The sequence below is a fragment of the Amycolatopsis vastitatis genome, assembly GCF_002234595.1.
GTDB lineage: Bacteria > Actinomycetota > Actinomycetes > Mycobacteriales > Pseudonocardiaceae > Amycolatopsis > Amycolatopsis vastitatis.
Map to the genome: position 1 here is coordinate 1 of NZ_NMUL01000083.1, position 25,398 is coordinate 25,398.

Sequence of the window (25,398 nt, forward strand, 5' to 3'; positions counted from 1 at the left end):
CCCCCCGTGTCGACCCCCTAATCACGCGAGCCGACCCTCCAGGCACGCGACCCGACCGTCCCGGTCCCCGAATTCCGGCCTGGATCACGCGAGTCCCGCCCCGAACCACGCGGGTCCCGGCCTGGATCGCGCCAGCACCGGCCCAGCCGGCCGGTGATGCCCCTCCCATCACGCATGATGCCCCGCCAATCACGCATGATGCCTCCCCAATCACGCGCGATGCCTCAAACCGGCCGAGTCACCGACCGCCGGCGCAACGGCGACGACAGCACCAGCGACGTCGTCGTCTCCCCGTACCGCTGGACCTTCTCGACCAGCTCCTCCAGCTCCGCCGTCTCCCGGCACAACACCCGCAGGATCCAGCACTCGTCCCCGGTGACGTGGTCCGCGGCGATGACCTGCGGCAGCGGCAACACCGCCTCCCGGAACCGGGGTGTGTCGAGACTCCGCACCCGCGCCCGCACCAGTGCCTCGATCGGCAACCCGAGCTTCGTCGTGTCGATGCTCGCCGCGTAGCCGGTGATCACGCCGCGCTCCTCGAGACGGCGAACGCGCTCGGTCACCGCCGAGCCGGACAGCGACACCCGGCGGCCCAGCTCCGTGAAGCTCAGTCGGCCATCGGCCTGGAGGAGCTCCAGCACGTGCCAGTCGACGTCGTCGAGGGGGTCCACCGCAACTCTCCCGGATTCGCAGGGCCAGAACAGGGAAATCCCCGGCCGGTCCGGGCTCCCATGCCGATTCTGCCCTGTGCCGGAAGCGCCTCCGGCAGCAGGATTTACCGCATGACCACCGCTCGCACGCTCACCGTCCCCGCTCCGGCGCCGGACGCCGCCGTGAAGTACTTCGGTGCCGAACTCGGCTTCGAGGTCGATCCCGACGACCTCGTCCGGGACCTCGACGCCGGCCGCACCGATGGCTACGTCGTCGTCGAGACCCGCGCTCCCGAAGCCTTCGCGCAAGCGCGCATCCCCGGAGCGATCAACCTGCCTTACCGCGACATGACGCCGGACAGCACAGCGCACCTCGACACGGACCTCGTCTACGTCTGCTACTGCGAAAGCGCCCAGTGCAACGCCGCCACCAAGGGCGCACTCAAGCTCGCCGAACTCGGCTTCAAGGTGAAACGGCTTTCCGGCGGCATCACCAGCTGGATCGCCGCCGGCTACCCGGTCGACGGAACCACGGCTCCCGGAATTCGCTGTGCCTGCTGACCTACCCTGGAAGGCGTGACACGACTGCTGATCATCCAGCCGGATCCGTCGGACCCCCTCGGCCCCCTCGGCGACTGGCTGACCGACGCCGGTGCGGAGCTCGACGTCCGCCTGCAGCCGGACGGCGGCCTTCCGACGGACGTCGACGGCTACCAGGGTGTCGTCTGCCTCGGCGGCGACATGGGCGCGCAGGACGACGCGAAACACCCGTGGCTGGCCGACGTCCGGCGGCTGCTGGCCAAGGCCGCGGCGAAGAACCTGCCCACGCTCGGCATCTGCCTCGGCGCTCAGCTGCTGACCCTCGCGACCGGCGGCCGGGTCGAGGAGGGCTCCGACGGGCCGGAGGTCGGTCCGCACCTCGTCGCCAAGAAAGACGCGGCCTGGACCGACCCGCTGTTCGCCGACCTGCCGCTCATGCAGGACGTCCTCCAGTTCCACACCGACGCCATCACGCGGCTCCCGCCCGGCGCCGAACTGCTCGCATCCGCGCCGCGCTACGCGAACCAGGCCTACCGGCTCGGCCGTTGTGTCTACGGTGTCCAGTTCCACATCGAGACGACGCCCGCCGTCGTCGAGAGCTGGGCCGCCGAGTGCCCCGAAGTCGCGGAGTTCGCCCGGCCGGGCTCACTCGAGCACGACGCGTTGGTCACCGTGCACGCCGACATCGAGGAGACCTGGCGTCCCTTCGCACAAAGGTTCGTCCGGTTGGCCGCCGGTGAGCTCGCGCCCGCCGTCGACCGTCAACGCACATTGCCGCTGGCTTAACGACAAGGGTCACAACCAGCAACGTCCTGTTAACGCCGGGCGCACCCGTCAGGTACCTTGCGGGAGAAGTCCCCACAAGGGTTCGGAGGTCGGGGTGGAGCCCTCGTTGCTGGTCGCGGTCGTCGTCGTCACGGCCCTGGTTTTCGATTTCACGAACGGGTTCCACGACACCGCGAACTCGATGGCGACGTCGATCGCCACCGGGGCGCTCAAGCCCCGCGTGGCGGTCGCGATCTCGGCGATCCTGAACCTCGTCGGCGCGTTCCTGTCGGTGGAGGTCGCCAAGACGATCTCCAGCGGACTGGTCGACGACACGAAGATCGGCCCGTCGATCGTCTTCGGCGGGCTGATCGGCGCGATCGTCTGGAACCTCGTGACGTGGTTCGTCGGGCTGCCTTCGAGTTCGTCGCACGCGCTCTTCGGCGGCCTGATCGGCGCCACGTGGATCTCGGCCGGTGCCGATTCGGTCCACTTCGGAAAGATCGTCGAGAAGGTCCTGATCCCCGCTGCGGCGAGCCCGGTCATCGCCGGTGTCGTCGCCATGATCGCGACCTACCTGGTCTACCGCTTCCTGGTGCGGCGCCGTCCGGCCACCCGCGGGTTCAAGGTCGGCCAGATCGTCTCGGCGTCGCTCGTCTCGCTCGCCCACGGCACCAACGACGCGCAGAAGACGATGGGCGTCATCACCCTCACGCTCGTCAGCGCCGGCAGTCTCCCGGCGGGCGCGTCGCCGCCCGTCTGGGTGATCGTCAGCGCCGCGTGCGCCCTCGCGCTCGGTACCTACCTCGGCGGCTGGCGCATCACCCACACCCTGGGCAAGGGCTTGACGGACATCGAGGGCCCGCAAGGCTTCGCCGCCCAGACGAGCTCGGCGCTGGTCATCCTGATCTCGTCGCGGCTGGGCTTCCCGCTGTCGACGACGCACGTGTGCTCCGGCGGCATCGTCGGCTCCGGCGTCGGCCGCCGGGACGCGCCGGTCCGCTGGCGGATGGCGGGCCGGATGGTCGTCGCGTGGCTGTTCACGCTGCCCGCCGCCGCGATCGTCGGCGCGATCTCCGGCAAGGTCGCCTCCCTCGGCACCGCCGGAACCGTCGCCGTCGGCGTGGTCGGGATCGGGGTCGGCCTCGGCATCTACCTGCTTTCGCGCCGTCACCCCGTCACCGCGCACAGCTTCCACGTGCCCGAGCCGACGCCCGCCGGAGCCGAGCCGGGCCGGCTCGCCGCCTGAGCCGCGTCGCCCGGCTACGGTGGTCGGTGATGGCAGACCGCGCGCGAACGACCGCTTCGGCGGCGAGGTACGGCTTCACCGATGCCCGTGCCGAGGGTCAGTTGCGCACGGCCGGCTGGTGGGACGACGGCGGCCCCGTCGCGTCGGCCACCGACGTGCTCTCGGCGCTGTCCCGCACCGCCGATCCCGACCTCGCGCTGCGCGGGCTGGACCGCATCCGCGAGGCCGATGCCGGCGAGTGGGCGCCACTCGCGGAACAGCTCTGCGCGAACCGCACCTTCCGCGGCCGCTTGCTCAGCGTGCTCGGGACGTCCAGCGCGCTGGCCGATTTCGTCGCCGCGAACCCGGAGCAGTGGCGCTCGCTCACCGGGGACAAGTGCACCGACGCCGCCTGCTACCGGGAAGCCTTGCGCGCGGCTCTGCTGGGTGACGACGGCTCGGTGCTCACCGGGCTCAAGGCCGAGCAGGCGCTCAAGGTCGCCTACCGCGGCCAGCTGCTCGGCATCGCCGCCGCCGACCTCGGGCACGTCGTCGAACCCGGGCTCGAGCACCCGCGCTACGCCGAGGTCGCGGCGCAGCTGACCGAGCTGGCCGAGGCCGCCCTGGCCGCCGGGCTGGTGGTCGCCGAGGCCGAGGTCGGCGCCGCGGCGGACGGCACCCTCGCGATCATCGCCATGGGCAAGTGCGGCGGCCGCGAACTGAACTACGTCAGCGACGTCGACGTCATCTTCGTCGGCGAAGGTGACCTCGGCGCCGCCACACGGCTGGCGAGCACGATGATGCGCGTCGTCGGGAAGGCGTGCTTCGAGGTCGACGCGGCGCTGCGTCCCGAGGGCAAGGCCGGCGCGCTCGTCCGAACCGTGGAAAGCCACCACGGCTACTACCAGAAGTGGGCCAAGACCTGGGAGTTCCAGGCGCTGCTCAAGGCGCGCCCGGTGGCGGGCGACGCCGAGCTCGGCCGCCAGTACGCCGAGATGGTGGCGCCGCTGGTGTGGTCGGCGGCCGACCGGGAGAACTTCGTCGGCGAGGTGCAGCAGATGCGCCGCCGCGTCGAGGGGCACGTGCCGTCCGAACACGCCGAGCGCGAGCTGAAGCTGGGCCGCGGCGGCCTGCGCGACGTCGAGTTCGCCGTGCAGCTGCTGCAGCTCGTGCACGGCCGGATCGACGCGAACCTGCGCTCGCCGTCCACGATGGACGCGCTGGCGGCGCTCGGCGAAGGCGGGTACGTGGGTCGTCAGGACGCCGCCGAGCTGGGCGCGTCGTACGAGTTCCTGCGGATGATCGAGCACCGGCTGCAGTTGCGCCGGCTGCGCCGGACCCACCTCTTCCCGGCGACGTCCGAGACCGGCGAGCTGCGGATCCTCGCCCGGGCCAGTGGAATCAAGGCGAGCGGCGGCAAGAGCCAGGGCGACGCGCTGCTCGCGGAGTTCCGGCGGCACGGCAAGGGCGTCCGCCGCCTGCACGAAAAGATCTTCTACCGGCCGCTGCTGCAGTCCGTCGCGAACGTGCCGACCGAGGCGCTGCGGCTGACCACCAAGCAGGCGGCGAGCCGGCTGGCCGCACTCGGCTACACCGCGCCCGACGGCGCGCTCCAGCACATCAAGGCCCTCACTTCGGGCGTCTCGCGCCGCGCCGCGATCCAGCAGGCGCTGCTGCCGGTGCTGCTCGACCTCTTCGCCGACACGCCCGATCCCGACGGCGGCCTGCTGTCGTACCGGAAGGTGTCCGAGGCGCTCGAAGACACGCCGTGGTACCTGCGCGTGCTGCGCGACGAAGGCACGGTCGTCGAGAACCTCGCCCTCCTGCTGGGGACGTCGCGGCTGGTGCCCGACCTGCTGGTCCGCGCGCCCGAGGTGTTGCAGCTGCTCGGGGACCCGGCCCGGCTGCTGGGCCGCACGCCCGCCGAGGTGGCGACGTCGTTGCGTGCCGCGGTCCGGCGTCAGCCCGGGCTGAACGCCGCGGTCGCCGCGGCGCGTTCGCTGCGGCGGCACGAACTCCTGCGCGTCGCCTGTGCAGACCTGCTCGGGCTCCTCGACGTGCCCGCGGTGTGCGAAGCGCTGTCCAGCGTCTGGGTGGCGGTGCTGCAGGGCGCGCTGGCCGCGGCGTTCCGGCAGCGGCAGGCCGAACTCGGCCGGACACCGGCGCGCATCGCCGTCATCGGGATGGGCAGGCTCGGCGGCGCCGAACTCGGCTACGGTTCCGACGCCGACGTGCTCTTCGTGTGTGAGCCGTCCGAAGGGGTTTCGGACGCCGACGCCGTGAAGTTCGCTTCGTCGGTCGCGGAGACCGTCCGGAAGATGCTGGGCGCGCCGAGTTCGGACCCGGCGCTCGTCGTCGACGCCGACCTGCGGCCGGAAGGACGCAGCGGGCCGCTGGTCCGGACGCTGGATTCGTACCGCGCCTACTACGCGCGCTGGGGCGAGGTGTGGGAGGCGCAGGCATTGCTGCGGGCGCGGTTCATCGCCGGTGACGACGAGCTCGGCGGCCGGTTCATCGCGATGATCGACCCGATCCGCTACCCCGAAGGCGGCTTGGCCGCGAAGGACGCGCGCGAGGTCCGCCGCATCAAGGCACGGGTGGAGACCGAGCGGATGCCCCGCGGCGCGGACCCGACGCGGCACACGAAGCTCGGCCGCGGCGGCCTCGCCGACGTCGAGTGGACGGTCCAGCTGCTGCAGCTGCAGCACGCGCACGCGGTCCCGGCGCTGCGGACGACGTCGACGCTGGACGCGCTGGCGTGCCTGCCGGAAGCGGGCCTGGCCGAGCAGGCGCAGGTGGACTCGCTGCGGGAGGCGTGGCTGCTGGCGACGCAGGTCCGCAATGCAGGGATGCTCGTGCGCGGCAAGGCCGTCGACGAGGTCCCCGGTTCGGGCCGCGACCTGGCAGCGGTGGCCCGTGTGCTCGGCCAGACGGCAGGCGACGACCCCGGCGAGTTCCTCGACACGTACCGCCGCATCACACGGCGGGCGCACACCGTGGTGGAGCACCTGTTCTACGAGGCCTGACCTACAGTGGGCGAGTGACCGATCGCGAGCCGTTCCGGACCCGGATCAAGGTCCGGCACTACGAGCTGGACACCCTGGGCCACCTCAACCACGCCGTTTACCACTCGTACGGCGAGGTTTCGAGACTGGAGCTGTTCGAAGCGGCCGGCGGCCTCGAAGGCTTCAGGAAGGCGAGGCTCGCTTCGGTCCTGCTGGAAACGCACGTGGTGTTCCGCCGCGAGCTGCGCGCCGGCGACGTGGTCGACGTGACCTGCGACGTCAAGTTCGGCAGCGGCAAGACGTTCAAGATGGACTCGAACATCGTGAAGCTCGACGGGACCCTGGCCGCGGAGATCACCTGCACGCTGGGGCTGATGGACCTGGAGCGCCGCAAGCTGGTCGAGGATCCGCGAGGCAGGTTCGAAGCGGCGGGCGCGGACCTGAAGGTGCTGTCGACGGCGGAGTGACACGAGAAACGCCGGCGGCGAGGGCTGTTCGCACCTCGCCGCCGGCGTGTCCGTGGGCGTGCTACCGGATCACACGTCGTAGTACAGAGCGAACTCGTACGGGTGCGGGCGCAGGCGCAGCGGGTCGATCTCGTTTTCGCGCTTGTACGAGATCCACGTCTCGATCACGTCCGGCGTGAAGACGCCGCCCTCGAGGAGGTAGTCGTGGTCGGCCTCGAGGGTGTCGAGCACCGTGCCGAGGTCGCCCGGCACCGTCTGGACGTTCTTGGCCTCCTCCGGCGGAAGCTCGTAGAGGTCCTTGTCGATGGGGTCCGGCGGCTCGATCTTGTTCTTGATGCCGTCGAGGCCGGCCATCATCATCGCCGCGAACGCCAGGTACGGGTTGCCCGAGGAGTCCGGGCAGCGGAACTCGGCGCGCTTCGCCTTCGGGTTGTTACCCGTGATCGGGATGCGGACGCAGGCGGAGCGGTTGCGCTGCGAGTAGACCAGCGAGACCGGCGCCTCGAAGCCCGGGACCAGGCGGTGGTAGGAGTTCACCGTCGGGTTCGTGAAGGCGAGCAGGCTCGGGGCGTGCTTGAGCAGGCCGCCGATGTAGTGGCGAGCGGTGTCGGACAGGCCCGCGTAGCCGGACTCGTCGTGGAACAGCGGCGTGCCGTCCTTCCACAGCGACTGGTGGCAGTGCATGCCCGAACCGTTGTCGCCCGCCAGGGGCTTCGGCATGAAGGTCGCCGTCTTGCCCGCCGCGAACACGGTGTTCTTGACGATGTACTTGAACATCATCAAGTCGTCGGCGGCGTGCAGCAGCGTGTTGAACTTGTAGTTGATCTCGGTCTGGCCCGCGGTGCCCACCTCGTGGTGCGCGCGCTCGATCTCGAAACCGGAGTTCGTCAGGTTGCGGACGATGTCGTCGCGCAGGTCGGCGAAGTGGTCGACCGGCGGGACCGGGAAGTAGCCGCCCTTGAACTTCGTCTTGTAGCCCTGGTTGCCGCCCACCTCGTCGGCGCCGGTGTTCCACCAGCCCTCGACGGAGTCGATCTCGTGGAACGAGGCGTGCTCGGCGGAGTCGAAACGGACCGAGTCGAAGATGTAGAACTCGGCTTCGGGGCCGAAGTACACGCTGTCGGCGACGCCGTACTCGGCGATGTACTGCTCGGCCTTGCGCGCGATGTTGCGCGGGTCGCGGCTGTAGGCCTCGCGCGTGAAGGGGTCGTGCACGAAGAAGTTGATCGACAGCGTCTTCGCCTTGCGGAACGGGTCGATCTGCGCCGTGTCCAGGTCCGGCAGCAGCAGCATGTCGGACTCGTGGATCGACTGGAAACCACGCACCGAGGAGCCGTCGAACGCGAGTCCCTCGTCGATGGCGTCGTTGTCGAACGCCTTCGCGGGGACCGTGAAGTGCTGCATCACGCCGGGCAGGTCGCAGAACCTGACATCGACGACCTCGACGTTCTGGTCGGCGATGAGGCGCTGAATGTCGTCTGGAGTAGTGGGCACCCTCGGTGACTCCTTCTCGTTCGAGCTCGTACGGCAGTGCTCTCTTCGGCTCACGCTAAAAGTGCGGTGTTGCCCGACCGTCACCCGTATGTTTCGCCAGTGTTAACGGGTGGTCGATATCGGGTATCCGACCAGGTCGGATGTGGTCCGCGCCACCGGCATACCCTAGACGGGTGGCGAGATGGACCGGCGAATGGCTACCCGGCACCGGCGACGGTGGTCCGGACACTGATCAACACGGCTCGCGCTGGCCGGGTGAGAAGTTCGGTTTGCCCGAGTCGGGCGTCGGCTCGGCGGCGAGCGGGGGCGCGCGGCTGCTCGGGCTGATCGCCGACCTCGTCGTCGCGGCCCTGGTCACGGCGATCTTCCTGCACCCCAGCCTGCAGGACCCGGTCGCGATGCAGAACTTCAACCTCTGGTCCGGTGGCGTCTGGGCGGTCATCTCCGTGATCTCCGCCGGCTTCTTCGGCTTCACACCCGGCATGGCCGCCGTCGGCATCCGCGTCGCCCGCCTCGACGGCGCCGCGCTGGTCGGCCCGCTGCGCGCGCTGGTCCGGGCGGCGCTGACGTTCGTCATCATCCCGGCGGCGGTCCGCAACGCCGACGGCCGCAGCTGGCTCGACCGGCTGACCGGCACCGTCGTCATCCGGATGCGCTGAACCCGCGAAAAGGCCCCGTCCGGGTTCCGGACGGGGCCTTTCTCATGAGCGGGTCAGCGGCGGCGGATCGTCCGCTGGACGTTGCGCATCTTCGCGCCGGCCGGCATCGGGCCCTTCGGGAGCGCCGCGCCGCGGTTGCCGAGGGCGGCCAGCTTCGCCTCGAGGGCGTCGACCTGGGCCGGCTTGAGGTTGCGCGGCAGCTTCATCAGGTAGCCCTGGAGCTTCTTCAGCGGGAGCTGGCCGTCTTCGTGGCCGATCGTCACGTCGTAGATCGGCGTGTCGCCGATCAGGCGGGAGACGCGCTTCTTCTCCTGGGCGAGCAGGGTCTTCACGCGGTGCGACGCGCCTTCGGCGACCAGCACCACGCCGGGGCCGCCGAGGACCCGGTGCACCGCGTCGAGCTGCGTCGTCGCCGCGACGGTCGGCGTCACCTTCCAGCGGCCGCGCAGGTTCTCCAGCGCCCACGCCGCGGCGCCGGGCTGGCCGTCGGCCTTCGAGTAGACCGTGCGCTGGACGCGCCGGCCGAAGATGATCATGGCGAGCAGGGCGCCGAGGACCAGGCCCAGCGGCAGCAGCACCCACTGCGCCTTGAAGAAGAACCCGATCCCGAACAGGACGCCGGCGACGACGACGATCGCGCCGACCATCCACGGGATGAGCCACGGGTCTTCCTTGCGCTGCATCTTGAAGGCCTCGAAGAGCTGGCCACGGCGTGCCTTGCTCGCCGCGCGCTTCTCCTTCTTGGCCTGCTTGGCCGCTTCCTTGTCCTGCTTACCCGCCATATGACCAGGATACGGCCGCGTGCCCCTGCCCCGTTTCCCCGTCCCCCTCTGCGAGGATGCCGGACGTGACCGGCGTACTTTCCACCAAGAGCATCAACCGTCTGCTCGACGGTCTCGACCCCGAGCAGCGCGCCGCCGCCAGTGCCCCACGGGGGCCGGTCTGCGTGCTCGCCGGCGCCGGCACGGGCAAGACCCGCACGATCACGCACCGGATCGCCCACCTAGTCCGGTCCGGCCACGTTTCCGCCGGTCAGGTGCTCGCCGTCACCTTCACGACGCGGGCCGCGGGCGAGATGCGGACGCGGCTGCGCGGCCTCGGCGTCGACGCCGCGCAGGCGCTGACTTTCCACGCCGCCGCCCGCCGCCAGCTGCGGTACTTCTGGCCGCGCGTGGTCGGCGACCGGCCGTGGGACCTGCTGGAGAACAAGCTGCGCTACGTCGGGCAGGCCGCGAACCGGGCCAAGCTCGGCACCGAGGTCGAGGTCCTGCGCGACCTCGCGAGCGAGATCGAGTGGGCGAAGGCGTCGCTGATCAGCCCGGACGACTACCCGGCCGTCACCGCCCGCGCCCAGCGCGACATCCCGGCGCCGGCGGCGCAGATCGCCGAGGTCTACCGCACGTACGAAGAGCTGAAGAACGCCGCGCAGGTCCTCGACTTCGACGACCTCCTCCTCCACACGACGGCGGTGCTCGAAGAGCACGGCACCGTCGCCGAGGAGTTTCGCGACCGCTACCGCTGCTTCGTCGTCGACGAGTACCAGGACGTCACGCCGCTGCAGCAGCGCCTGCTCGACGCGTGGCTCGGCGGCCGCGACGACCTGACCGTCGTCGGCGACGCCAACCAGACCATCTACTCCTTCGGCGGAGCGTCGCCGAGGCCGCTGCTCGAGTTCACCCGGCGCTACCCGGACGCCACCGTCGTGCGGCTCGAGCGTGACTACCGGTCGACGCCCGAGGTCGTCGCGCTGGCGAACCGGGTGATCGGCGCCGCGCGGGGCCGTCCGGCGGGCTCGCGGCTGAAGCTGATCGGCCAGCGGCCGCCCGGGCCGGAGCCGCGCTTCGCCGAGTTCGACGACGAGGCGGTCGAGGCCGAGGCCGTCGCCCGGCGGGTGCGCGAGCTGCTGGACGGCGGCGTCTCGGCGAGCGAGATCGCGATCCTCTACCGGGTGAACGCGCAGTCCGAGGCCTACGAATCGGCGTTGACCGAGGCGGGCATCCCGTACCTGGTCCGCGGCGGCGAGCGGTTCTTCAACCGGACGGAGGTCCGGCAGGCGATGTCCGCACTCCGCGCGGCGAGCGGCGACGGCAGCTCCGACCTGGTCACGACGGTGCGTTCGGTCCTCGCGCGGGTCGGCCTCACCGAGTCGCCGCCCGCCGGCGGCGCGGCCAAGGAACGCTGGGACGCGCTCCTGGCGATCGTCGAACTGGCCGAGGAACTCGCCGCGACGGTCGAGGACGCGGACCTGCCGCGGTTCTGCGCCGAGCTCGACCAGCGCGCCGCGGCCCAGCACCCGCCGACGGTCGAGGGCGTGACGCTCGCGTCGCTGCACGCGGCGAAGGGCCTGGAATGGGACGCCGTGTTCCTCGTCGGCCTGGCCGAGGGCACGATGCCGATCCTGCACGCCGGCGACGACGAAGCGGCGATCGAGGAGGAGCGTCGGCTGTTCTACGTTGGCGTCACCCGGGCCCGCGAGCACCTGTGGCTGTCGTGGGCGCTGGCCCGCACGCCGGGCGCGCGGCGCAACCGGCGGCGCAGCCGGTTCCTCTACGGCCTGGTCCCGGAGGACCACCCGGCCGCCAGGGTGGCGCGGTCGCAGCAGCAGAAGCCGTCGACGCCGGCCAAGACGCGCTGCCGCGTCTGCGGCGGGCCGCTGCTGGAGACCATCGAAGTCAAGCTGGGCCGCTGCGGGCGCTGCCCGTCCACGGTGGACGAGGCCCTGCTGGAGCGGCTGAAGTCGTGGCGCGCCGACCGGGCTCGCGAGCTGAAGGTGCCGGCGTTCGTCGTGTTCACGGACGCGACGCTGATGGCCATCGCCGAGCAGCGCCCGGTCGACGAAGGGGCACTGGTGTCGATCTCCGGCATCGGCGCGACCAAGCTCGAACGCTTCGGCGCGGAGATCCTCGGCGTCGTCCGGGCATCGGCGGAGTCCTGACGGGGCTCGGCCGGTTCCGGCGGCGCATGGTCGGTCCGAGTGCGCTTCGGCGGTGCCCGATCGGGCCGCCCTTTCGGGCAGTCTGTCGGGCGATCGCTTTCCGGCCGGTGTCGTCCCGCCCGCGCCGAGGGTGCGGCCGACCGGCGACGATGCGGTCTTGACCGCGTCGCAGCCATGATCGACGCGGCGAACCCGCTGCTCAGGGGCGATCTTCGTAACTTCGAGGATTTTCCCGTTAATTGAGTTGCCCCGGTGTGGTGGGGGGCAATAACCTGCCAGTACCGAGCCCGAAGGGCTCGGCTGGGGATCCACGTCGCAGCGCCGCTCGGCGGCCGTGTGTACAGAGTACAGAAGGAGGTGCCGGTGAAATGACCATCAACGTGACGCTCACGAACCCGGGCACCCGTCTGTCCTGCGCCGCGGAAACCGCGGCTGCTTCGCGCCCGGGCACCAATGTGTCCGTGAGCGCGCACGAGATCCGTGGCATGCGTCGCGTCGAGCGGCGTTGGGCCACCGGTGTCGTCGTCTTCGGGACGCAGGGCGTTCTCGCCGCGTACCCGCAGGCCGATCTGCCGACCATCAAGCAGTTCCGTGTTCCGTTGTCGATACGGGAGCGAAGTTCCTGACCTAGTCAGGACACGAGGCTCACGAAGGCCGCGGAACCGGAAACCCCGGATCCGCGGCCTTCGTGTTTTTGGCTGCACAACCCAAGAGGAACCAGCGTTGCCCAGCTCCATCTCCCAAGAGAAAACCCGTACGACACAAGGAGGAACCCCCATGTCTTCGGCCATCGCCTACACCTCGGGTGAGGCAATATTCGCCGACCTGCTCGACCCGATCGCCGTCCCCGACGTGGCGCTGCCCTGCCGTTCGGGCGACGCGGACCTGTGGTTCGCGGAGTCCCCGGCCGAGCTCGAGCGCGCCAAGGCGCAGTGCGCCGACTGCCCGGTGCGCGAGGCCTGCCTGGCCGGTGCGCTGGCCCGGCGTGAGCCGTGGGGCGTCTGGGGTGGCGAGATCTTCGAGCGCGGTGTCGTGATCGCGCGCAAGCGGCCCCGCGGCCGTCCGCGCAAGAACGCCGCCGTTGAGCCCGCCGCGGCCAAGGCCCGCGGCGATCACCGGAGCGCCGCCGCATGAGCGTCGAACCGGTTACCGCAAAGGACTACGAAGCGCGGATGTGTCCGCGACTGCAGTTGACGAAGACCGAGATCGAGGAGATCAGCGAGATGTTGCTTTATGAAGAACTGTCCAGGGCTCGAATACGGGACCTGGAGGAGGGGGTCCGCGCCCAGCGGGCCCGAGGTAGCGCGCGTGCGGCCCGCCGCTGGACGCGAGTAGCCCGATGGGCCGCTCGACGGGCGGAGCGGTACCAGGACCAGAACTGAGCGCAGAGCCCCTGCCGCCTTCGGGCGGCGGGGGCCGTCGTGCTGGTCGGCGAGTGTGCGTCCCGCTGTGCCCCGGCTGTCCGGCGGCCGCAGGTCGTGAACGACTCGTTCATGTCGCCGGACGTCATGAACGACTCGTTCATGACGTCGTCGGCGGCTGGATGCCGTGGGGGTCTTTCGGAACCTCCTTCGGCGGTCCGGGCCGCGGTGGGCGGGCTGGTGTTGAATGGGCTGATGTCCGGACACACCCATGACGACATCGACTGGGCGGACCGCCTCGCCCAGCTGCGCATGGCCGACACGCTCGACGCCATGGCCCTCACCCCCGTTGCCCGGCGGCTCGTCGGCTCGGTGCCGGAGCGGCCGACCGTCGTCGATGTCGGGTCCGGGGCCGGCGGGATGAGCGTGCTGTTCGCGCGCGAGCTCGCCCACCGCTCCGGGGGCACCGTCGTGCTCGTCGACACCACGCCGAAACTGCTTGCCGAGGCCGAGCGGGCCGTTGCCGCGGTGGCCGCCGGCTCCGTCGAGGTCGTCAGCCTGTCCGGTGACCTCGCCGACCCCGGGCTGGCCGGCCGGGTGCCCGCCGCCGATCTCGTGTGGGCCTCCGGCGTCGTGCACCACGTCGGTGACCAGCAGGCCGCCCTGCGGACGCTCGCCGGCCTGCTGCGGCCGGGCGGGGTGCTCGCCATCTCCGAGGGCGGCCTCGAAATGCGGTGCCTTCCCTGGGACCTCGGCGTCGGGCGGCCCGGGCTGGAGCAACGGCTGCACGCCGCGCGGTCCGCGTGGTTCTCCCGGATGCGCGCCGGGATCCCGGGCAGCGTCGCCATGCCCTACGGCTGGCCGCGCGCGCTTCGCGAAGCCGGGCTCGCGGACGTCGAGTCCTTCGGCGCGCTCATCGACCACCCGATGCCGGGCTCGGACCTCCTGCGCGAGTACGTCGTGCATCGCGTCGGCTGGTTCGCCGAGTCGGCCGAGGAGTGGCTGGACGCGGACGATCTCGCCGCGATCGCCGCCCTGACCGACCCGGGAAGCCCGGACTTCCTCGGCCACCGGGACGATCTGTACCTGTTCGGCGCCAAGGAGATCCACTGTGGACGGTTGCGGTGAGCGCGCCCGAGCCGGCCGTGTGCACGCGTTGCGGACGCGGCCGAAGCGCTGACGACGACCCGGTTACGGCGCTCGCCTGGGTGTCCACCCGCGAGCGAGGGACGCAACAGTGGCTGTGCCCGGACTGCGCGCGGCAGCACGTGCGCGACATCGAGGGCAAGCTGCCCGACGAGTACTGGTGATCAATCCGTCCTCCTGAGCGATCGATGGCCACGGGCTCGCCCGGCAGTTCACCGCGCGAGTGCTGGTGCTTGAGTTGTCAGGCCGCGTCTCCGATGGGCGTCATCGGGACCGCGCGGACCCGCGGGCGGGGTGTGCGTGACGCTTCGCCGAAGGCCTGGGCCAGCTCCAGCGCCACCTCCTGGGGAACCTGGCGCAGCTGGCGGACCGTGCAGCGGACCAGGACGATGCCCGTGGCCGCCAGCGCGAGGTGGCTGAAGCCGCCGCCGGGGCCCGGGCCGCACTGGTACCGCCAGGCCAGCCCGATCTCGTCCCACCACGCGTCCGCCTCGCCGATGCGGCGGCCGCGCCGGTCGCAGATCGTCACGTCCCAGATCGGCGGCGGGAGCCGGGCGGCGTCGAGGACGCGTGTCGCCAGGCCGTGGGCTTGGATCGGCCGCTCGTCGATCGTGCGGAGCACCTTGCGGACCGCCGCCGTGCCGCGCTGCGGACCGTCGGCCAGCTCCGCCAGCAGCTCTCGCCGGTCGCACAGGCCCCAGTAGAGCGGCAGCGTCAGCAGGTGCCGGATCCGGGCCGGATCGGGTTCCGACCGGGCCAGGTCGAGCGTCGCCCGGGCCGGCGGCGCGAACGGCAGCCCGTCGACCACCACCGGGTCCGGCAACCGGGCCGTGCGTGCCGCCCGGACGCCGGCGCGGGCGGCCGCCCGGCAGTGGTCGGGCACCAGCAGCCGGATCTCGCCGTCGGCCGGGCACTTCACGCCGTGGGCCTGCAGGGCGTCGGCGCCGCTGATCACCACCCCGGCGCCGTACCGCCCGAGCGCGGCGTGCAGCAGCTGCCGCCGGGTCGGGGTGGTGTTGCGCAGCAGGACGACACCGGGGTGCAGGCGGCGCCACGGCCCACCGGGGCCGCAGAGCCGCCGGGTTCTTCGGTCGGACACCCCGGCCCTGCGTAGCTGTTCGAGGCTCATCACCTCGCAGGTGCCGGGATTACTGAGGGACAGTGGATCGGTGCGTTGAGTAGCGGTCATGGTTCGAGCATGGCGGCTCGGCCAACCGGGTGGAACCCCGTTCTTGGACACTTGTGGACAACTCGGCGGAATCCGTCCGTTCGCGGCCTCGCCTGTGGATAACTCAGGCCGCGAAACCGGGCTGCCAGCGCTCCACGATGCCCCTGGCCGGGATCTCCGCGTCGAGCTGGCAGAGGATGCCCGTCGACCCCGCCGTCACCCGGTGGATCATCAGGTACTCGGGCGGCAGGTTGAGCAACCGGCCGACCCGGAAGTCGTTGCCGCGGCTGTCGCCCACCCGCCCCGCCTGCTTCTGCATCCAGCGGCGCGTGAAGTGGAACGTCGGCTCGGCCAGCGGCTCGGTGAACGGCGCGAGGTACGCCAGCACCTCGTCCGCGGTCAGGTCGCTGTCGGCGCGGATGAACCGGTTCTCCCGCAGCAGGCGCATCAGTCCGGCGGACTCGCCGTCGAGGGCCAGCCGCGTCATCTCGCCCAGGTGGCGGGGGATGCCGTCGGGCAGCCGGGCGACGCCGCCGAAGTCGATGACGCACAGCCGGTCGTCGGCCGTGATCATGAAGTTGCCCGGGTGCGGGTCGGAGTGCAGCAGGTGGACGCGCTCGGGGGAGGAGTAGTGGAACTCCGCCAGCAGCCTGCCCGCCAGGTTCCGGGTCTCGCGGTCGCCGTCGGCGATCACCTTCGACAACGGCGTGCCGTTCGCCCATTCGGTGACGACGACCTTCGGCGCGCTGGCCACCACCCGGGGCACCAGGATGCCGGGGTCGCCGTCGAACGCCTTCGCGAAGGCACGCTGGTTCTGGGCCTCGGCCTGGTAGTCGAGCTCCTCGTTCATCCGTTCGGCGAGCTCGGCGAGCAGCGGCTTGACCTCGGTGCCGGGCACGAACGCCTGGAACAGCCTGCTGAACCGCTGCAGCTGCCGCAGGTCACTGCGCAACGCCTCGTCGGCGCCCGGGTACTGCACCTTGACGGCGACCTCGCGGCCGTCGTGCCAGACCGCGCGGTGCACCTGGCCGATGCTCGCGGCCGCCGACGGCTCGTCGTCGAACGACGCGAACCGGCTGGCCCAGGTGCGGCCCAGCTGCTCGGCGAGCACCCGGTGGGTCTGCCGGGCCGGCATCGGCGGCGCGGCGGCCTGCAGCTTCGTCAGCGCCTCGCGGTACGGCTTCGCCATGTCATCCGGCACTGCGGCCTCGAACACGCTCAGCGCCTGGCCGAACTTCATCGCCCCGCCCTTGAGCGTGCCGAGCACCTCGAACAGCTGCTCGGCGGCCTTGGCCGAGAGCGTCGCGCTCACCTGCTCCGCGCTTTGGCCGGCGAGCCTCTTGCCCCACCCGCCGACCGCCCGGCCGGCGATGCCGAGCGGGAGACTGGCGAGCTTGGCGGTACGGGCGGCACCCTTGCGCGGCATCGCGGTGTCGCGATCGGCCGGGTCGCGGAAGTCGGTCACACCGGCGATTCTGCCCTGCGTCCTCGGCGGCGCGCAGCCTGCTTGCGACGTCTTGGTGGCCTACGTCTCCTGGAGTACCGCCCGGGCGCCGCAGCCGCAGCGGGGATGTGGCGGCCAGCCGCGGTGGCGGATGCGGCCGTCGAAGGCGTCGATCTCGAGGGTGGCGTTCCACGTCGGTGGCGGTGGCTCGGCCGGCGAGAGGAGCCGCATGGCCTGGGCGACGGCCAGCGACGCGCAGGCGTGGACCGCACCGAGGTCGGGCCGCTGGTGCCGGCCCGCCAGCTGCCCGGCGACGCGCGGCCAGCACGGGTCGAGATCCGTCCGGTGCAGGTCGGCGCAGCGCAGGCACGAGCTGCGGCCCGGCAGCACCAGCGGCCCCACGATGCCGGTCCCGTCGCGGACGCGCACCAGCAGGTGCGGGACACCCTCGTCCATCAGGTCGGCGACGACTTCGGGAGCCGGCACCACGGCGTCGGTGAGCAGGGCCATGTCCGGCTGTCGGTCGTGCAGGCGCGTGACGCGGACCTCGGGGCCGACCCGGTGGAGCAGGGCGCCGAGTGCCTCCCGCCGGGCCCGTCCGACGTCCGCGTCGGTGAAGCCCGAGCCGAGGTCGTGCTCGGTCACCACACCGGACACCCGCAGGTCGACGTGCCCGACGCCCGCGTTGGCCAGCAGGACGGCGACGGCGACCGCCAGGCGGCCGTCACCGTGCACCGACACCGCGGCGGCGCGCCGCCGGTCCGTCAACGCTGCCTGGTGGTGCCGGGCCCGCAGGGACCAGAGGCCGGTCTCACCGCGCGGACCCGGGCTGTCGGGCCTTCCGGCGTCGACGACCAGCCCGAGCGCGGTGAGCTGCCGGAGCAGCGTCCGCAGCTGGTCGCGGTGTTCGCTCTCGGCGAGCAGGAGCCGCTCGACGGGCTGGCTGCCGTCGAGGGCGCGCACCTGCCGGGCGAGGTCCGGGGGCAGGTTTTCGACGATCACGCCGTGGCGCGGGTCGAGCCCGATCTGGATCTCGCGCGGGCCACGGTCCAGCACCGTCAGGCCCGGGAGCAGGGCGGGGTGTGTGGGTAACAGGACCGGAGGCATGTCCGCGGTGGAGAGGAGCATGTCCGCAGGATCGCACCAGGCGGCGACGGGAGAGTCCGTGAAGACGGCGGAACGGCCGAGTTATCCACAATTGAAACCGGCTGTGGACAACTCGGGTCTGTGACCTCAACGCACTCGGGATTGTCGGTGTCTGGCCTTACCGTGGTCGGGTGGTCGAAGCACGGACGCCCTCACTGAGAGGCTCGGGGGAGACGAACCCCCCGTCGGACACACCAGGACACAAGGTCGAAGTGCGGCGCAGCCAGCGCCGGCACCGGACGGTCACCGCGTATTGGAACGACGACACGCTCGTCGTGCTCATCCCCGCGCGGATGACCAGGGCGGAGGAGAAACACTGGGTCGCCGAGATGGAGCGCAAACTGCAGCGCTCCGAACCCCGTCGTCCGGCGTCCCCGAAGACGTCGGACGAAGCCCTGCTAGCGCGCTGCGCGCTGCTGTCGGGCAAGTACCTGGACGGCAACGCGACGCCGGCGAGCGTCCGCTGGGTGCCGCCGATGCGCACGCGGTGGGCGTCCTGCACGCCGGTCGACGCGACCATCCGGGTCAGCGACCGGCTGCGGAAGGTCCCTCCGTGGGTGCTGGACTACGTGCTGGTGCACGAGCTGGCGCACCTGCGCGAGCCCGGCCACGACGCGGCGTTCTGGGCGCTGGTGCGGCGGTACCCGAAGACCGAACGCGCGATGGGATACCTCGAGGGGCTGTCGGCCGCAGCCGGGTGGGGGATCTCCACCGAGGACTGAGCGGGTGACGGTGACCGGGGTGGTCCGCTGTGCGGGCCACCCCGGTCGCGTCGCGGGCGCGGTGATGGCCGGACGGTAGGTCGCGGGTGCTCGACGGGTGGACCCGCGTGCCCGGACGGTCGGTTCGCGTGCCTGGAGGGTCGGTTCGCGTGCCTGGAGGGTCGGCTGGCGTGCCTGGTGGGTCGGCTGGCGTGCCTGGAGGGTCAACTCGCGTGATTGGGGGGTCGACTCGCGTGATTGAGGGGTCGACACGCGGGGATTGGCAGGCTGGGGTAGCGGCGGGTGGTGGTGCTGGTGCCGGAAATGGAGACGGGCGCCTCGCGGATCGCGAGACGCCCGGCTCCGGGGCACTGCTCAGCTCTTGGTGTCGTCGCCCTTGGCGTCGTCGTCCGGGGGCGGCGTGTCCTGCTGCTCGCGCTCCGCGCGCTCGGAACGTTCCGTGCGCTCCAGCTCGGCGATCGGGTCCAGGTCGTCGAGCGAGCCGCTCGAGCCCACCCGCTCCGCGAAGTCGATCGGCTCGTCCAGGTCCTCGGCCGTCGGCATCAGGTCCGGGTGGGACCAGAGGCCGTCGCGCTTGTCGAGGCCGTGACGGTCGCCCACCAGCTTCCACAGCGCCGAGGCCGCCCGCATCCGGCGGGGGCGCAGCTCCAGGCCCATCAGCGTGGCGAACGTCTGCTCCGCCGGGCCGCCCGTCGCGCGGCGGCGGCGCAGCGTCTCGCGCAGCGCGTCCGCGCCGGGGAGACGGTCGCCGACCGCTTCCGACACCACCACGTCGACCCAGCCCTCGACCAGGGCGAGCAGCGTCTCCAGGCGGTTCAGCGCCGCCTTCTGCTCCTCCGTCGTCTGGGGCTCCAGGAGCCCGGACGACATGGCCTCTTCGATGCTCGCCGGGTTCGCCGGGTCGATCCGGCCGGCCAGCGACTCGAGCGCCGACGTGTCGACCGTGATGCCGTGGGCGAACTCCTCGACCGTCGCCAGCAGCCGCTGCCGCAGCCACGGCACGTGCGTGAACAGGCGCTGGTGCGCGGCTTCGCGCGCGGCCAGGAACACCAGGATCTCGCTGTTCGGCAGCTCCAGGCCCTCGGCGAACTTCTCGATGTTCGCCGGCAGCAGCGCCGACGTCCCGGCCGGGGCCAGCGGCAGGCCGATCTCGGACGCCGTCAGCATCTCCGACGCCAGCTGCGCCAGCGCGTTGCCGAGCTGGGAGCCGAACGCCATCCCGCCCATCTGCCCCATCATCTGCAGCAGCGGGCCGGCGGCCTGCTTGGCCTCCTCCGGCAGTGCTTCCATCCAAGCGCCCGAGACCTGCCTGGCCACCGGGTCGCACAGCCGCTGCCACGTCGGGAGGGTCTTCTCCACCCAGGACCGCGGCGACCACGCGACCGTCGACGTCGCACCCGCCGGGAACACCGTCGCGGCGTCGAGCCACAGCTCGGCCAGGTGGGCGGCGTCACGCACCGCGGCGTTCGCGTCGTCGCCGCCGCGGAAGCCCAGCTTGCTCTCGCCGGTGTTGCCCTCGCTGCCGAGGGTCTGCAGGGCGATCTGCTTGGCGAGGTCGTAGTTCACCGGCCCGCTGGAGCTGCCCGCCTGGCTGAGCATCTGGCCCAGCTGGCTCAGCATCTGCCCGAGCTGGTTGAAGGCCTCGGCGCCGGACTGCTGCCCGCCTTCCGAGGGGTCGTTCTCACCTCGTTTGTCGGGATCGGAAGGTCCGAAGCCGAACGGGGGTTTGCTCATGTGTCCACCGTACGCGGATCGGCGGCCGTCGAGCGCGTCAACCGGACCCATGTGCGTGGCCTTCACCGGGAAGCGAACGCGGTCACCGTACGCTGTCGGTCGTGACCAAGTCCTCCGAGGAGACCGCCCCCGCGAAGAGCGCCCCGGAACCGGCGGCGGAGCCGGCCGGCGAGGCCCGGCGGATGACCCGCCGCGGCTGGACACTGGTGGTCAGCGGCTCGCTGTTCCTGATCTTCGTGGTGCTCGGCTCGGTCGTGCCGGTGCCGTTCGTCGCGATCAGCCCCGGTCCCACCTACGACACGCTCGGTCGCGACGCGGCGGGCAACCCGGTCATCCAGGTCACCGGTCACGCGACCCAGCAGACCACCGGCGAGCTGCGGATGACGACCGTCTCCCTGCACGACGGCGTCACCCTGTTCCAGGGCCTCGGCTTCTGGGCCAGCGGCCGGTTCGCGCTCGCGCCGCGCGAGGACTACTTCAAGCCCGGCGAGACCAACGAGCAGGTCAAGCAGGAGAACATCCAGCAGCTGCAGGACTCCCAGACGAACGCCCAGGTCGCCGCCCTCCGCAAGCTCGGCTACCCGATCAAGGTGCTGGCGAAGCAGATCGTCTCCGGCAGCCCGGCCGACCACGTGCTCGCCCCGGGCGACCGGCTGATCACCGTCAACGGCAAGAAGATCGTCGAGGCCGCGGACGTGCGCGCGGCGCTGACCGGCACCCTGCCCGGCCAGACCGTCCAGATCACCTTCCAGTCCGACGGCCAGCCCGAGCGGACCGTGCCGCTCACGCTCGCCGCGCGCCCCGACCGCAAGGAGGGCTTCATCGGCCTCACCGCGGTCGACCGCGCCGACGCGCCGTTCACCGTGAACATCTCCCTGCAGGACGTCGGCGGCCCGTCGGCCGGGCTGATGTTCACCCTCGCCATCATCGACCGGCTGCAGCCCGGCGACCTCGCGGGCGGCAGGCACATCGCCGGCACCGGCGAGATCACCGAGACCGGCGAGGTCGACCCGATCGGGGGGATCTCGTTCAAGGTCGTCGGCGCGCGCGAGGCGGGTGCCACCGAGTTCCTGGTGCCCGAGCACAACTGCGCCGAAGCCAAGACCGCCGCGCCCGCCGGGCTCAACCTCATCAAGGTGTCCACACTGGACGACGCGCTCGCCCAGCTGGCCAACCTCAAGGCGGGGCGCCCGACGGCCTCCTGCTAGGGCCCCGCCGCCTTCTCTTAGGGCAACAGCGTCGCTTTGAGCGCTTCGACCAGATTCGGGGCCAGGTCCGGGCTTTCCACGATCTCGTCGACCGACTCGTCCGTTCCGTCCGCCGTCCCGATGCCGCGCAGCCGCATCACGCAGGCGCCTTCGCCGTCGCGCAGGACGGCGGCGACCAGGCGGGCCTCCGTCCGCTGCGGGTGGTCGGCGGCCGCGCGGCGCAGGCTCTCCGCGTCCGCCTCGGCGACGTCCGGCAGCTCCGACTCCGAGCCCGGCGGCAGCACGATGATCTCCTGGGCCAGCGCGCACCCGATGACCAGATCCGGCCACGCGATCCGGCCCAGCGCCTCGGCCAGGTCGCCCTCCGGCAGCGCTTCCTGGGCCACCGGCGTCAGCGGGTTCGCCCGGTCGAGCTGCCCGGCCAGCTCCGGCTGCTCGTCCAGCAGCGCCGCCGTCGGCACCAGCGCGAACAGCTGCGGCGGCTGGTCCCAGCCACCCGCGGCCATGAACTCCTCGATCTCACGGGCGAGCGCGGCCACGCCGGCCTGTCGCGCTTCGTTCGCTGCCATGCGCACATCGTGTCAGGTCGACCGGCGCGCGACGCCGCGAGTCCGGTTCGGGCGGGTCCCGGGAACTCCACCGGGCATCCGTAGAGTTAGGGAATCAGGGGGCGCACGCGCCCCTGCTCAAGTGTTCACGAAGACAGGAGCGTGTGCCGTGGCGACTCGGCCCCCGGTGAGCCTGCCGAAGCTGTCCCGGCGGAGCCGGATCCTCCTCATCATCGCCGCGGTGATCGTGCTGGCGCTGCTGCTCGGGGCCCGTCTCCTCGATACGTACGTCGACTGGCTGTGGTTCGGCGAAGTCGGCGCACGGCCGGTGTTCACCACCCAGGTGGTGACCCGGGCCGTGCTGTTCCTCGCCGTCAGCCTGCTCGTCGGCGGGGCGCTGGCGGTCAGCCTGATGATCGCCTACCGCACCCGCCCGGTGTTCGTGCCGATCTCCGGCGCCGACGACCCGCTGGCGCGCTACCGCTCCGCGATCGTCGCGCGCATCCGCCTCTTCGGCGTCGGCATCCCGGTGCTCACCGGCCTCGTCGCCGGGCTGTCCGCCCAGGGCGACTGGCAGGTCGTGCAGCTGTTCCTCAACGGCACCTCGTTCGGCCAGACCGACCCCGAGTTCGGCCACGACGTCGGCTTCTACGCCTTCGACCTGCCCTTCTACAACTGGCTGCTGGGCTGGCTGTTCATCACCGTCGTCATCTCCTTCTTCGGCGCGCTGATCTCCCACTACGTCTTCGGCGGCATCCGGCTGGCGGGCAAGGGCGGCCAGCTCGCCGGCCCGACCCGCGCGCAGCTCGCCATCACCGTCGGCCTCTTCGTGCTGCTGAAGGCGATCGAGTACTTCTTCGACCGGTACAACCTGCTGCTGTCCGACCGCGACATGCCGCTGTTCGTCGGTGCCACCTACACCGACCTCAACGCGGTGCTGCCCGCCAAGCTGATCCTGCTGTGCATCTCGGTGATCTGCGCGATCGCGTTCTTCGCCGGCGCCTTCCTGCGCAACCTGCAGCTCCCGGCCATCGCCCTGGTGCTGCTCATCCTGTCCAGCATCCTCGTCGGCGTCGCCTGGCCCGCCGTCCTCGACCAGTTCTCGGTCAAGCCGAACGCGAACGAGAGGGAAGCGACGTCCATCCAGCGCAACATGGACGCCACCCGCCGCGCGTACGGCCTCACCGACGTCCAGTACCAGCCCTACACCGGCAGCTCGTCCGCCACCCCGGACCAGATCAAGTCCGACAACGGGACGATGTCGAACATCCGGCTGCTCGACCCGAACATCCTGTCCGACACGTTCACCCAGCGCGTCGGCCGCGAGAACTTCTACGGCTTCCCGGCCAAGCTCGACATCGACCGCTACACCGTCGGCGGCGTCACGCAGGACTACATCGTCGCCGCCAAGGAGATCAAGACCGAGGGCCTGACCGGCAACCAGACCAGCTGGATCAACAAGCACCTCGTCTACACCCACGGCAACGGCTTCGTCGTCGCACCCGCCAACACGATCGACCGCGCGGTCAAGGACGCCAACTCCGACGGCGGCTACCCGATCGCCACCACCAGCGACACGCAGAACCCGGCCGGCGCCGGCGCGCCCACGTCCGGGCAGCCCGGCATCGAGGTCAAGGAACCCCGCATCTACTACGGCGAGTTGTCCGCCGCGGAATCCGACTACGCCATCGTCGGCGGCACATCCGGCAACGCGCCCGGGGAGTACGACACCGCCACCGACCGCTACAAGTACACGGGCACCGGCGGCGTCTCCGTCGACAACTGGTTCAACCGCCTCGCCTTCGCCGCCGAGTACGGCGAGCGGAACATCCTGTTCTCCGACGCCATCGGCGACAACTCGAAGATCATGTACAACCGCGACCCGCGCGACCGCGTCAGCAAGGTCGCCCCGTGGCTGACCCTCGACGGGGACCCGTACCCGGCGGTCGTCGACGGCAAGATCCAGTGGATCATCGACGGCTACACGACGCTCAACAACTTCCCGTACGCCCAGCAGACCCAGCTCGGCGCGGCCACCAACGACTCCCTCAACGGCGTCGCCCGCCAGGCCAACAGCTCCATCAACTACATCCGCAACTCGGTGAAGGCCACCGTCGACGCCTTCAACGGCACCGTCTCCCTGTACTCGATCGACGACAAGGAACCCGTCCTCAACGCCTGGGAGAAGGTCTTCCCCGGACTCGTGAAGCCCAGCTCCGAGATCTCCCCGGACCTGCGCGCCCACTTCCGCTACCCCGAAGACCTCTTCAAGATCCAGCGCGAACTGCTGTCCCGCTACCACGTCAGCAGCCCGCAGGAGTTCTACTCCCAGCAGGCCTTCTGGAGCGTCCCGCAGGACCCGACCGCCGAAGGCGGCTCCAACCCGGCGGCCGCCGGCGCCGCCAACCAGCCCGGCTACTACGTCCTCGCCAACACTCCCGGCCAGGCCAAGGCGACGTTCCAGCTGACCAGCTCCCTCACCGGCCTCCAGCGCCAGTACCTCGCGTCGTGGATGTCCGTGTCGTCCGACCCCATCGACTACGGCAAGATCCGCGTTCTCCAGCTACCCAGCGCGGCCACCGGAGCCACCCAGGTCGACGGACCCGTCCAAGTCCAGAACCGGTTCCAGAGCGACTCCCGCGTCGCCCAGGACCGCACCCTCTTCAACAACCCCAACGTCACGCCCATCTACGGCAACCTGATCACGCTTCCGGTCGCCGACGGCTTCCTCTACGTCGAACCCGTCTACATCCGGCAGCGCAACCAGAACAGCTACCCGCAGCTGGCCCGCGTCCTCGTCTCCTACGGACCCAAGGTCGGCTACGGCGCCACCCTCCAGGAAGCCCTCGACCAGGTCTTCGGCGCCGGCACCGGCGAGGCCACCACCACGCCACCCCAATCCGGGCAGCCGACCACGACGCCGCCTACGACACCCACCACCCCGACGACACCGCCGGCGAACACCGGCGGCGGCAACGCGGCCCTCGACAAGGCCGTCGCCGACATCCAAGCGGCCATCGCCAAACTCAAAGCCGCCCAGCAATCCGGCAACTTCACCGACCAAGGCGCCGCGCTCGCCGCCCTCGACGCCGCCGCCAGGGCCTACGAAGCCGCCAAAACCGCCGCACCCGGCACCAGCGCACCCCCCAGCACCCCGCCGGGAAGGTGACTTCGCTTA

The 25,398-nt window shown here is 71.3% G+C and carries 23 protein-coding genes; 15 read left to right on the forward strand and 8 right to left on the reverse strand.

The annotated features are described in order from the left end of the window. Nucleotides 1–224 precede the first annotated feature (224 nt). Complete coding sequence (locus CF165_RS47565; protein WP_093954203.1) at nt 225–671, reverse strand: Lrp/AsnC family transcriptional regulator; 447 nt, start codon at nt 669–671, stop codon at nt 225–227. Between the two features lie 111 nt (nt 672–782). On the opposite strand from CF165_RS47565, the gene CF165_RS47570 reads away from it, so the two are divergent. The 5 genes from CF165_RS47570 to CF165_RS47590 all read left to right on the forward strand — a co-directional run bounded on the left by CF165_RS47570 (nt 783) and on the right by CF165_RS47590 (nt 6,655). After that, complete coding sequence (locus tag CF165_RS47570) at nt 783–1,211, forward strand: rhodanese-like domain-containing protein (protein WP_093954204.1); 429 nt, start codon at nt 783–785, stop codon at nt 1,209–1,211. Nucleotides 1,212–1,226: 15 nt separating this feature from the next. Further along, nucleotides 1,227–1,976, forward strand: a complete 750-nt coding sequence (locus tag CF165_RS47575) for a type 1 glutamine amidotransferase (RefSeq protein ID WP_093954205.1) — start codon at nt 1,227–1,229, stop codon at nt 1,974–1,976. A gap of 94 nt (nt 1,977–2,070) precedes the next feature. After that, complete coding sequence (locus CF165_RS47580; RefSeq protein WP_167441778.1) at nt 2,071–3,204, forward strand: inorganic phosphate transporter; 1,134 nt, start codon at nt 2,071–2,073, stop codon at nt 3,202–3,204. Nucleotides 3,205–3,233: 29 nt separating this feature from the next. Beyond that, nucleotides 3,234–6,209: a bifunctional [glutamine synthetase] adenylyltransferase/[glutamine synthetase]-adenylyl-L-tyrosine phosphorylase gene (locus tag CF165_RS47585; RefSeq protein WP_167441779.1), complete on the forward strand. Its 2,976-nt coding sequence runs from the start codon at nt 3,234–3,236 to the stop codon at nt 6,207–6,209. A gap of 14 nt (nt 6,210–6,223) precedes the next feature. Continuing rightward, on the forward strand, nt 6,224–6,655 hold the full coding sequence (locus tag CF165_RS47590) for an acyl-CoA thioesterase (protein ID WP_093954207.1): 432 nt from the start codon (nt 6,224–6,226) through the stop codon (nt 6,653–6,655). Nucleotides 6,656–6,724: 69 nt separating this feature from the next. On the opposite strand, the gene glnA is transcribed toward CF165_RS47590, so the two are convergent. Beyond that, on the reverse strand, nt 6,725–8,149 hold the full coding sequence (gene glnA / locus CF165_RS47595; protein ID WP_093954208.1) for a type I glutamate--ammonia ligase: 1,425 nt from the start codon (nt 8,147–8,149) through the stop codon (nt 6,725–6,727). 269 nt (nt 8,150–8,418) lie between these two features. Between glnA and CF165_RS47600 the strand changes: the two genes are divergently transcribed. After that, nucleotides 8,419–8,808: an RDD family protein gene (locus CF165_RS47600; protein ID WP_093954209.1), complete on the forward strand. Its 390-nt coding sequence runs from the start codon at nt 8,419–8,421 to the stop codon at nt 8,806–8,808. Nucleotides 8,809–8,861: 53 nt separating this feature from the next. On the opposite strand, the gene CF165_RS47605 is transcribed toward CF165_RS47600, so the two are convergent. Beyond that, on the reverse strand, nt 8,862–9,590 hold the full coding sequence (locus CF165_RS47605; protein ID WP_093954210.1) for a DUF4191 domain-containing protein: 729 nt from the start codon (nt 9,588–9,590) through the stop codon (nt 8,862–8,864). 56 nt (nt 9,591–9,646) lie between these two features. On the opposite strand from CF165_RS47605, the gene CF165_RS47610 reads away from it, so the two are divergent. From CF165_RS47610 to CF165_RS47635, 6 genes are all read left to right on the forward strand, one after another. Then, complete coding sequence (locus CF165_RS47610) at nt 9,647–11,743, forward strand: ATP-dependent DNA helicase UvrD2 (protein WP_205661220.1); 2,097 nt, start codon at nt 9,647–9,649, stop codon at nt 11,741–11,743. A 368-nt stretch (nt 11,744–12,111) separates the two neighbouring features. Further along, on the forward strand, nt 12,112–12,369 hold the full coding sequence (locus tag CF165_RS47615) for a hypothetical protein (protein ID WP_093954212.1): 258 nt from the start codon (nt 12,112–12,114) through the stop codon (nt 12,367–12,369). Nucleotides 12,370–12,520: 151 nt separating this feature from the next. Then, nucleotides 12,521–12,877: a WhiB family transcriptional regulator gene (locus CF165_RS47620; protein WP_020643722.1), complete on the forward strand. Its 357-nt coding sequence runs from the start codon at nt 12,521–12,523 to the stop codon at nt 12,875–12,877. Beyond that, nucleotides 12,874–13,125 (forward strand): hypothetical protein, encoded by a 252-nt coding sequence (locus tag CF165_RS53300; RefSeq protein ID WP_093954213.1) that lies wholly within the window; start codon nt 12,874–12,876, stop codon nt 13,123–13,125. The genes CF165_RS47620 and CF165_RS53300 overlap by 4 nt, the downstream gene beginning before the upstream one ends. 234 nt (nt 13,126–13,359) lie before the next feature. Next, nucleotides 13,360–14,232, forward strand: coding sequence for a class I SAM-dependent methyltransferase (locus tag CF165_RS47630; protein ID WP_167441780.1), 873 nt, complete (start codon nt 13,360–13,362; stop codon nt 14,230–14,232). Next, nucleotides 14,229–14,414, forward strand: coding sequence for a hypothetical protein (locus tag CF165_RS47635; RefSeq protein WP_093954214.1), 186 nt, complete (start codon nt 14,229–14,231; stop codon nt 14,412–14,414). The genes CF165_RS47630 and CF165_RS47635 overlap by 4 nt, the downstream gene beginning before the upstream one ends. Nucleotides 14,415–14,491: 77 nt before the next feature. Here the strand turns inward: CF165_RS47635 and CF165_RS47640 are convergent, their stop codons facing one another. The 3 genes from CF165_RS47640 to CF165_RS47650 form a co-directional block, all read right to left on the reverse strand. Beyond that, nucleotides 14,492–15,379, reverse strand: coding sequence for a hypothetical protein (locus CF165_RS47640; protein ID WP_093954215.1), 888 nt, complete (start codon nt 15,377–15,379; stop codon nt 14,492–14,494). A gap of 163 nt (nt 15,380–15,542) precedes the next feature. Next, nucleotides 15,543–16,883 (reverse strand): ABC1 kinase family protein, encoded by a 1,341-nt coding sequence (locus CF165_RS47645; RefSeq protein WP_093954216.1) that lies wholly within the window; start codon nt 16,881–16,883, stop codon nt 15,543–15,545. A gap of 60 nt (nt 16,884–16,943) precedes the next feature. Next, a complete protein-coding gene (locus tag CF165_RS47650; protein WP_093954217.1) occupies nt 16,944–17,990 on the reverse strand; it encodes a ThiF family adenylyltransferase in 1,047 nt (348 codons plus the stop codon). A 230-nt stretch (nt 17,991–18,220) separates the two neighbouring features. Here CF165_RS47650 and CF165_RS47655 point away from each other — a divergent pair, with 230 nt between their 5' ends. After that, nucleotides 18,221–18,730 carry a M48 metallopeptidase family protein gene (locus CF165_RS47655; RefSeq protein ID WP_093954218.1) on the forward strand — a complete coding sequence of 170 codons (510 nt, stop codon included), beginning with the start codon at nt 18,221–18,223 and terminating at the stop codon, nt 18,728–18,730. Nucleotides 18,731–19,084: 354 nt separating this feature from the next. On the opposite strand, the gene CF165_RS47660 is transcribed toward CF165_RS47655, so the two are convergent. After that, the gene (locus CF165_RS47660) at nt 19,085–20,464 is read right to left on the reverse strand and encodes a zinc-dependent metalloprotease (RefSeq protein WP_167441781.1); all 1,380 of its coding nucleotides are present in this window, start codon (nt 20,462–20,464) and stop codon (nt 19,085–19,087) included. A gap of 203 nt (nt 20,465–20,667) precedes the next feature. On the opposite strand from CF165_RS47660, the gene CF165_RS47665 reads away from it, so the two are divergent. Then, nucleotides 20,668–21,672: a YlbL family protein gene (locus CF165_RS47665; protein ID WP_205661221.1), complete on the forward strand. Its 1,005-nt coding sequence runs from the start codon at nt 20,668–20,670 to the stop codon at nt 21,670–21,672. A 17-nt stretch (nt 21,673–21,689) separates the two neighbouring features. Here the strand turns inward: CF165_RS47665 and CF165_RS47670 are convergent, their stop codons facing one another. Further along, nucleotides 21,690–22,241 carry a PPA1309 family protein gene (locus CF165_RS47670; RefSeq protein ID WP_093954221.1) on the reverse strand — a complete coding sequence of 184 codons (552 nt, stop codon included), beginning with the start codon at nt 22,239–22,241 and terminating at the stop codon, nt 21,690–21,692. 148 nt (nt 22,242–22,389) lie between these two features. Between CF165_RS47670 and CF165_RS47675 the strand changes: the two genes are divergently transcribed. Next, the gene (locus tag CF165_RS47675) at nt 22,390–25,389 is read left to right on the forward strand and encodes a UPF0182 family protein (RefSeq protein WP_093954222.1); all 3,000 of its coding nucleotides are present in this window, start codon (nt 22,390–22,392) and stop codon (nt 25,387–25,389) included. Nucleotides 25,390–25,398 lie beyond the last annotated feature (9 nt).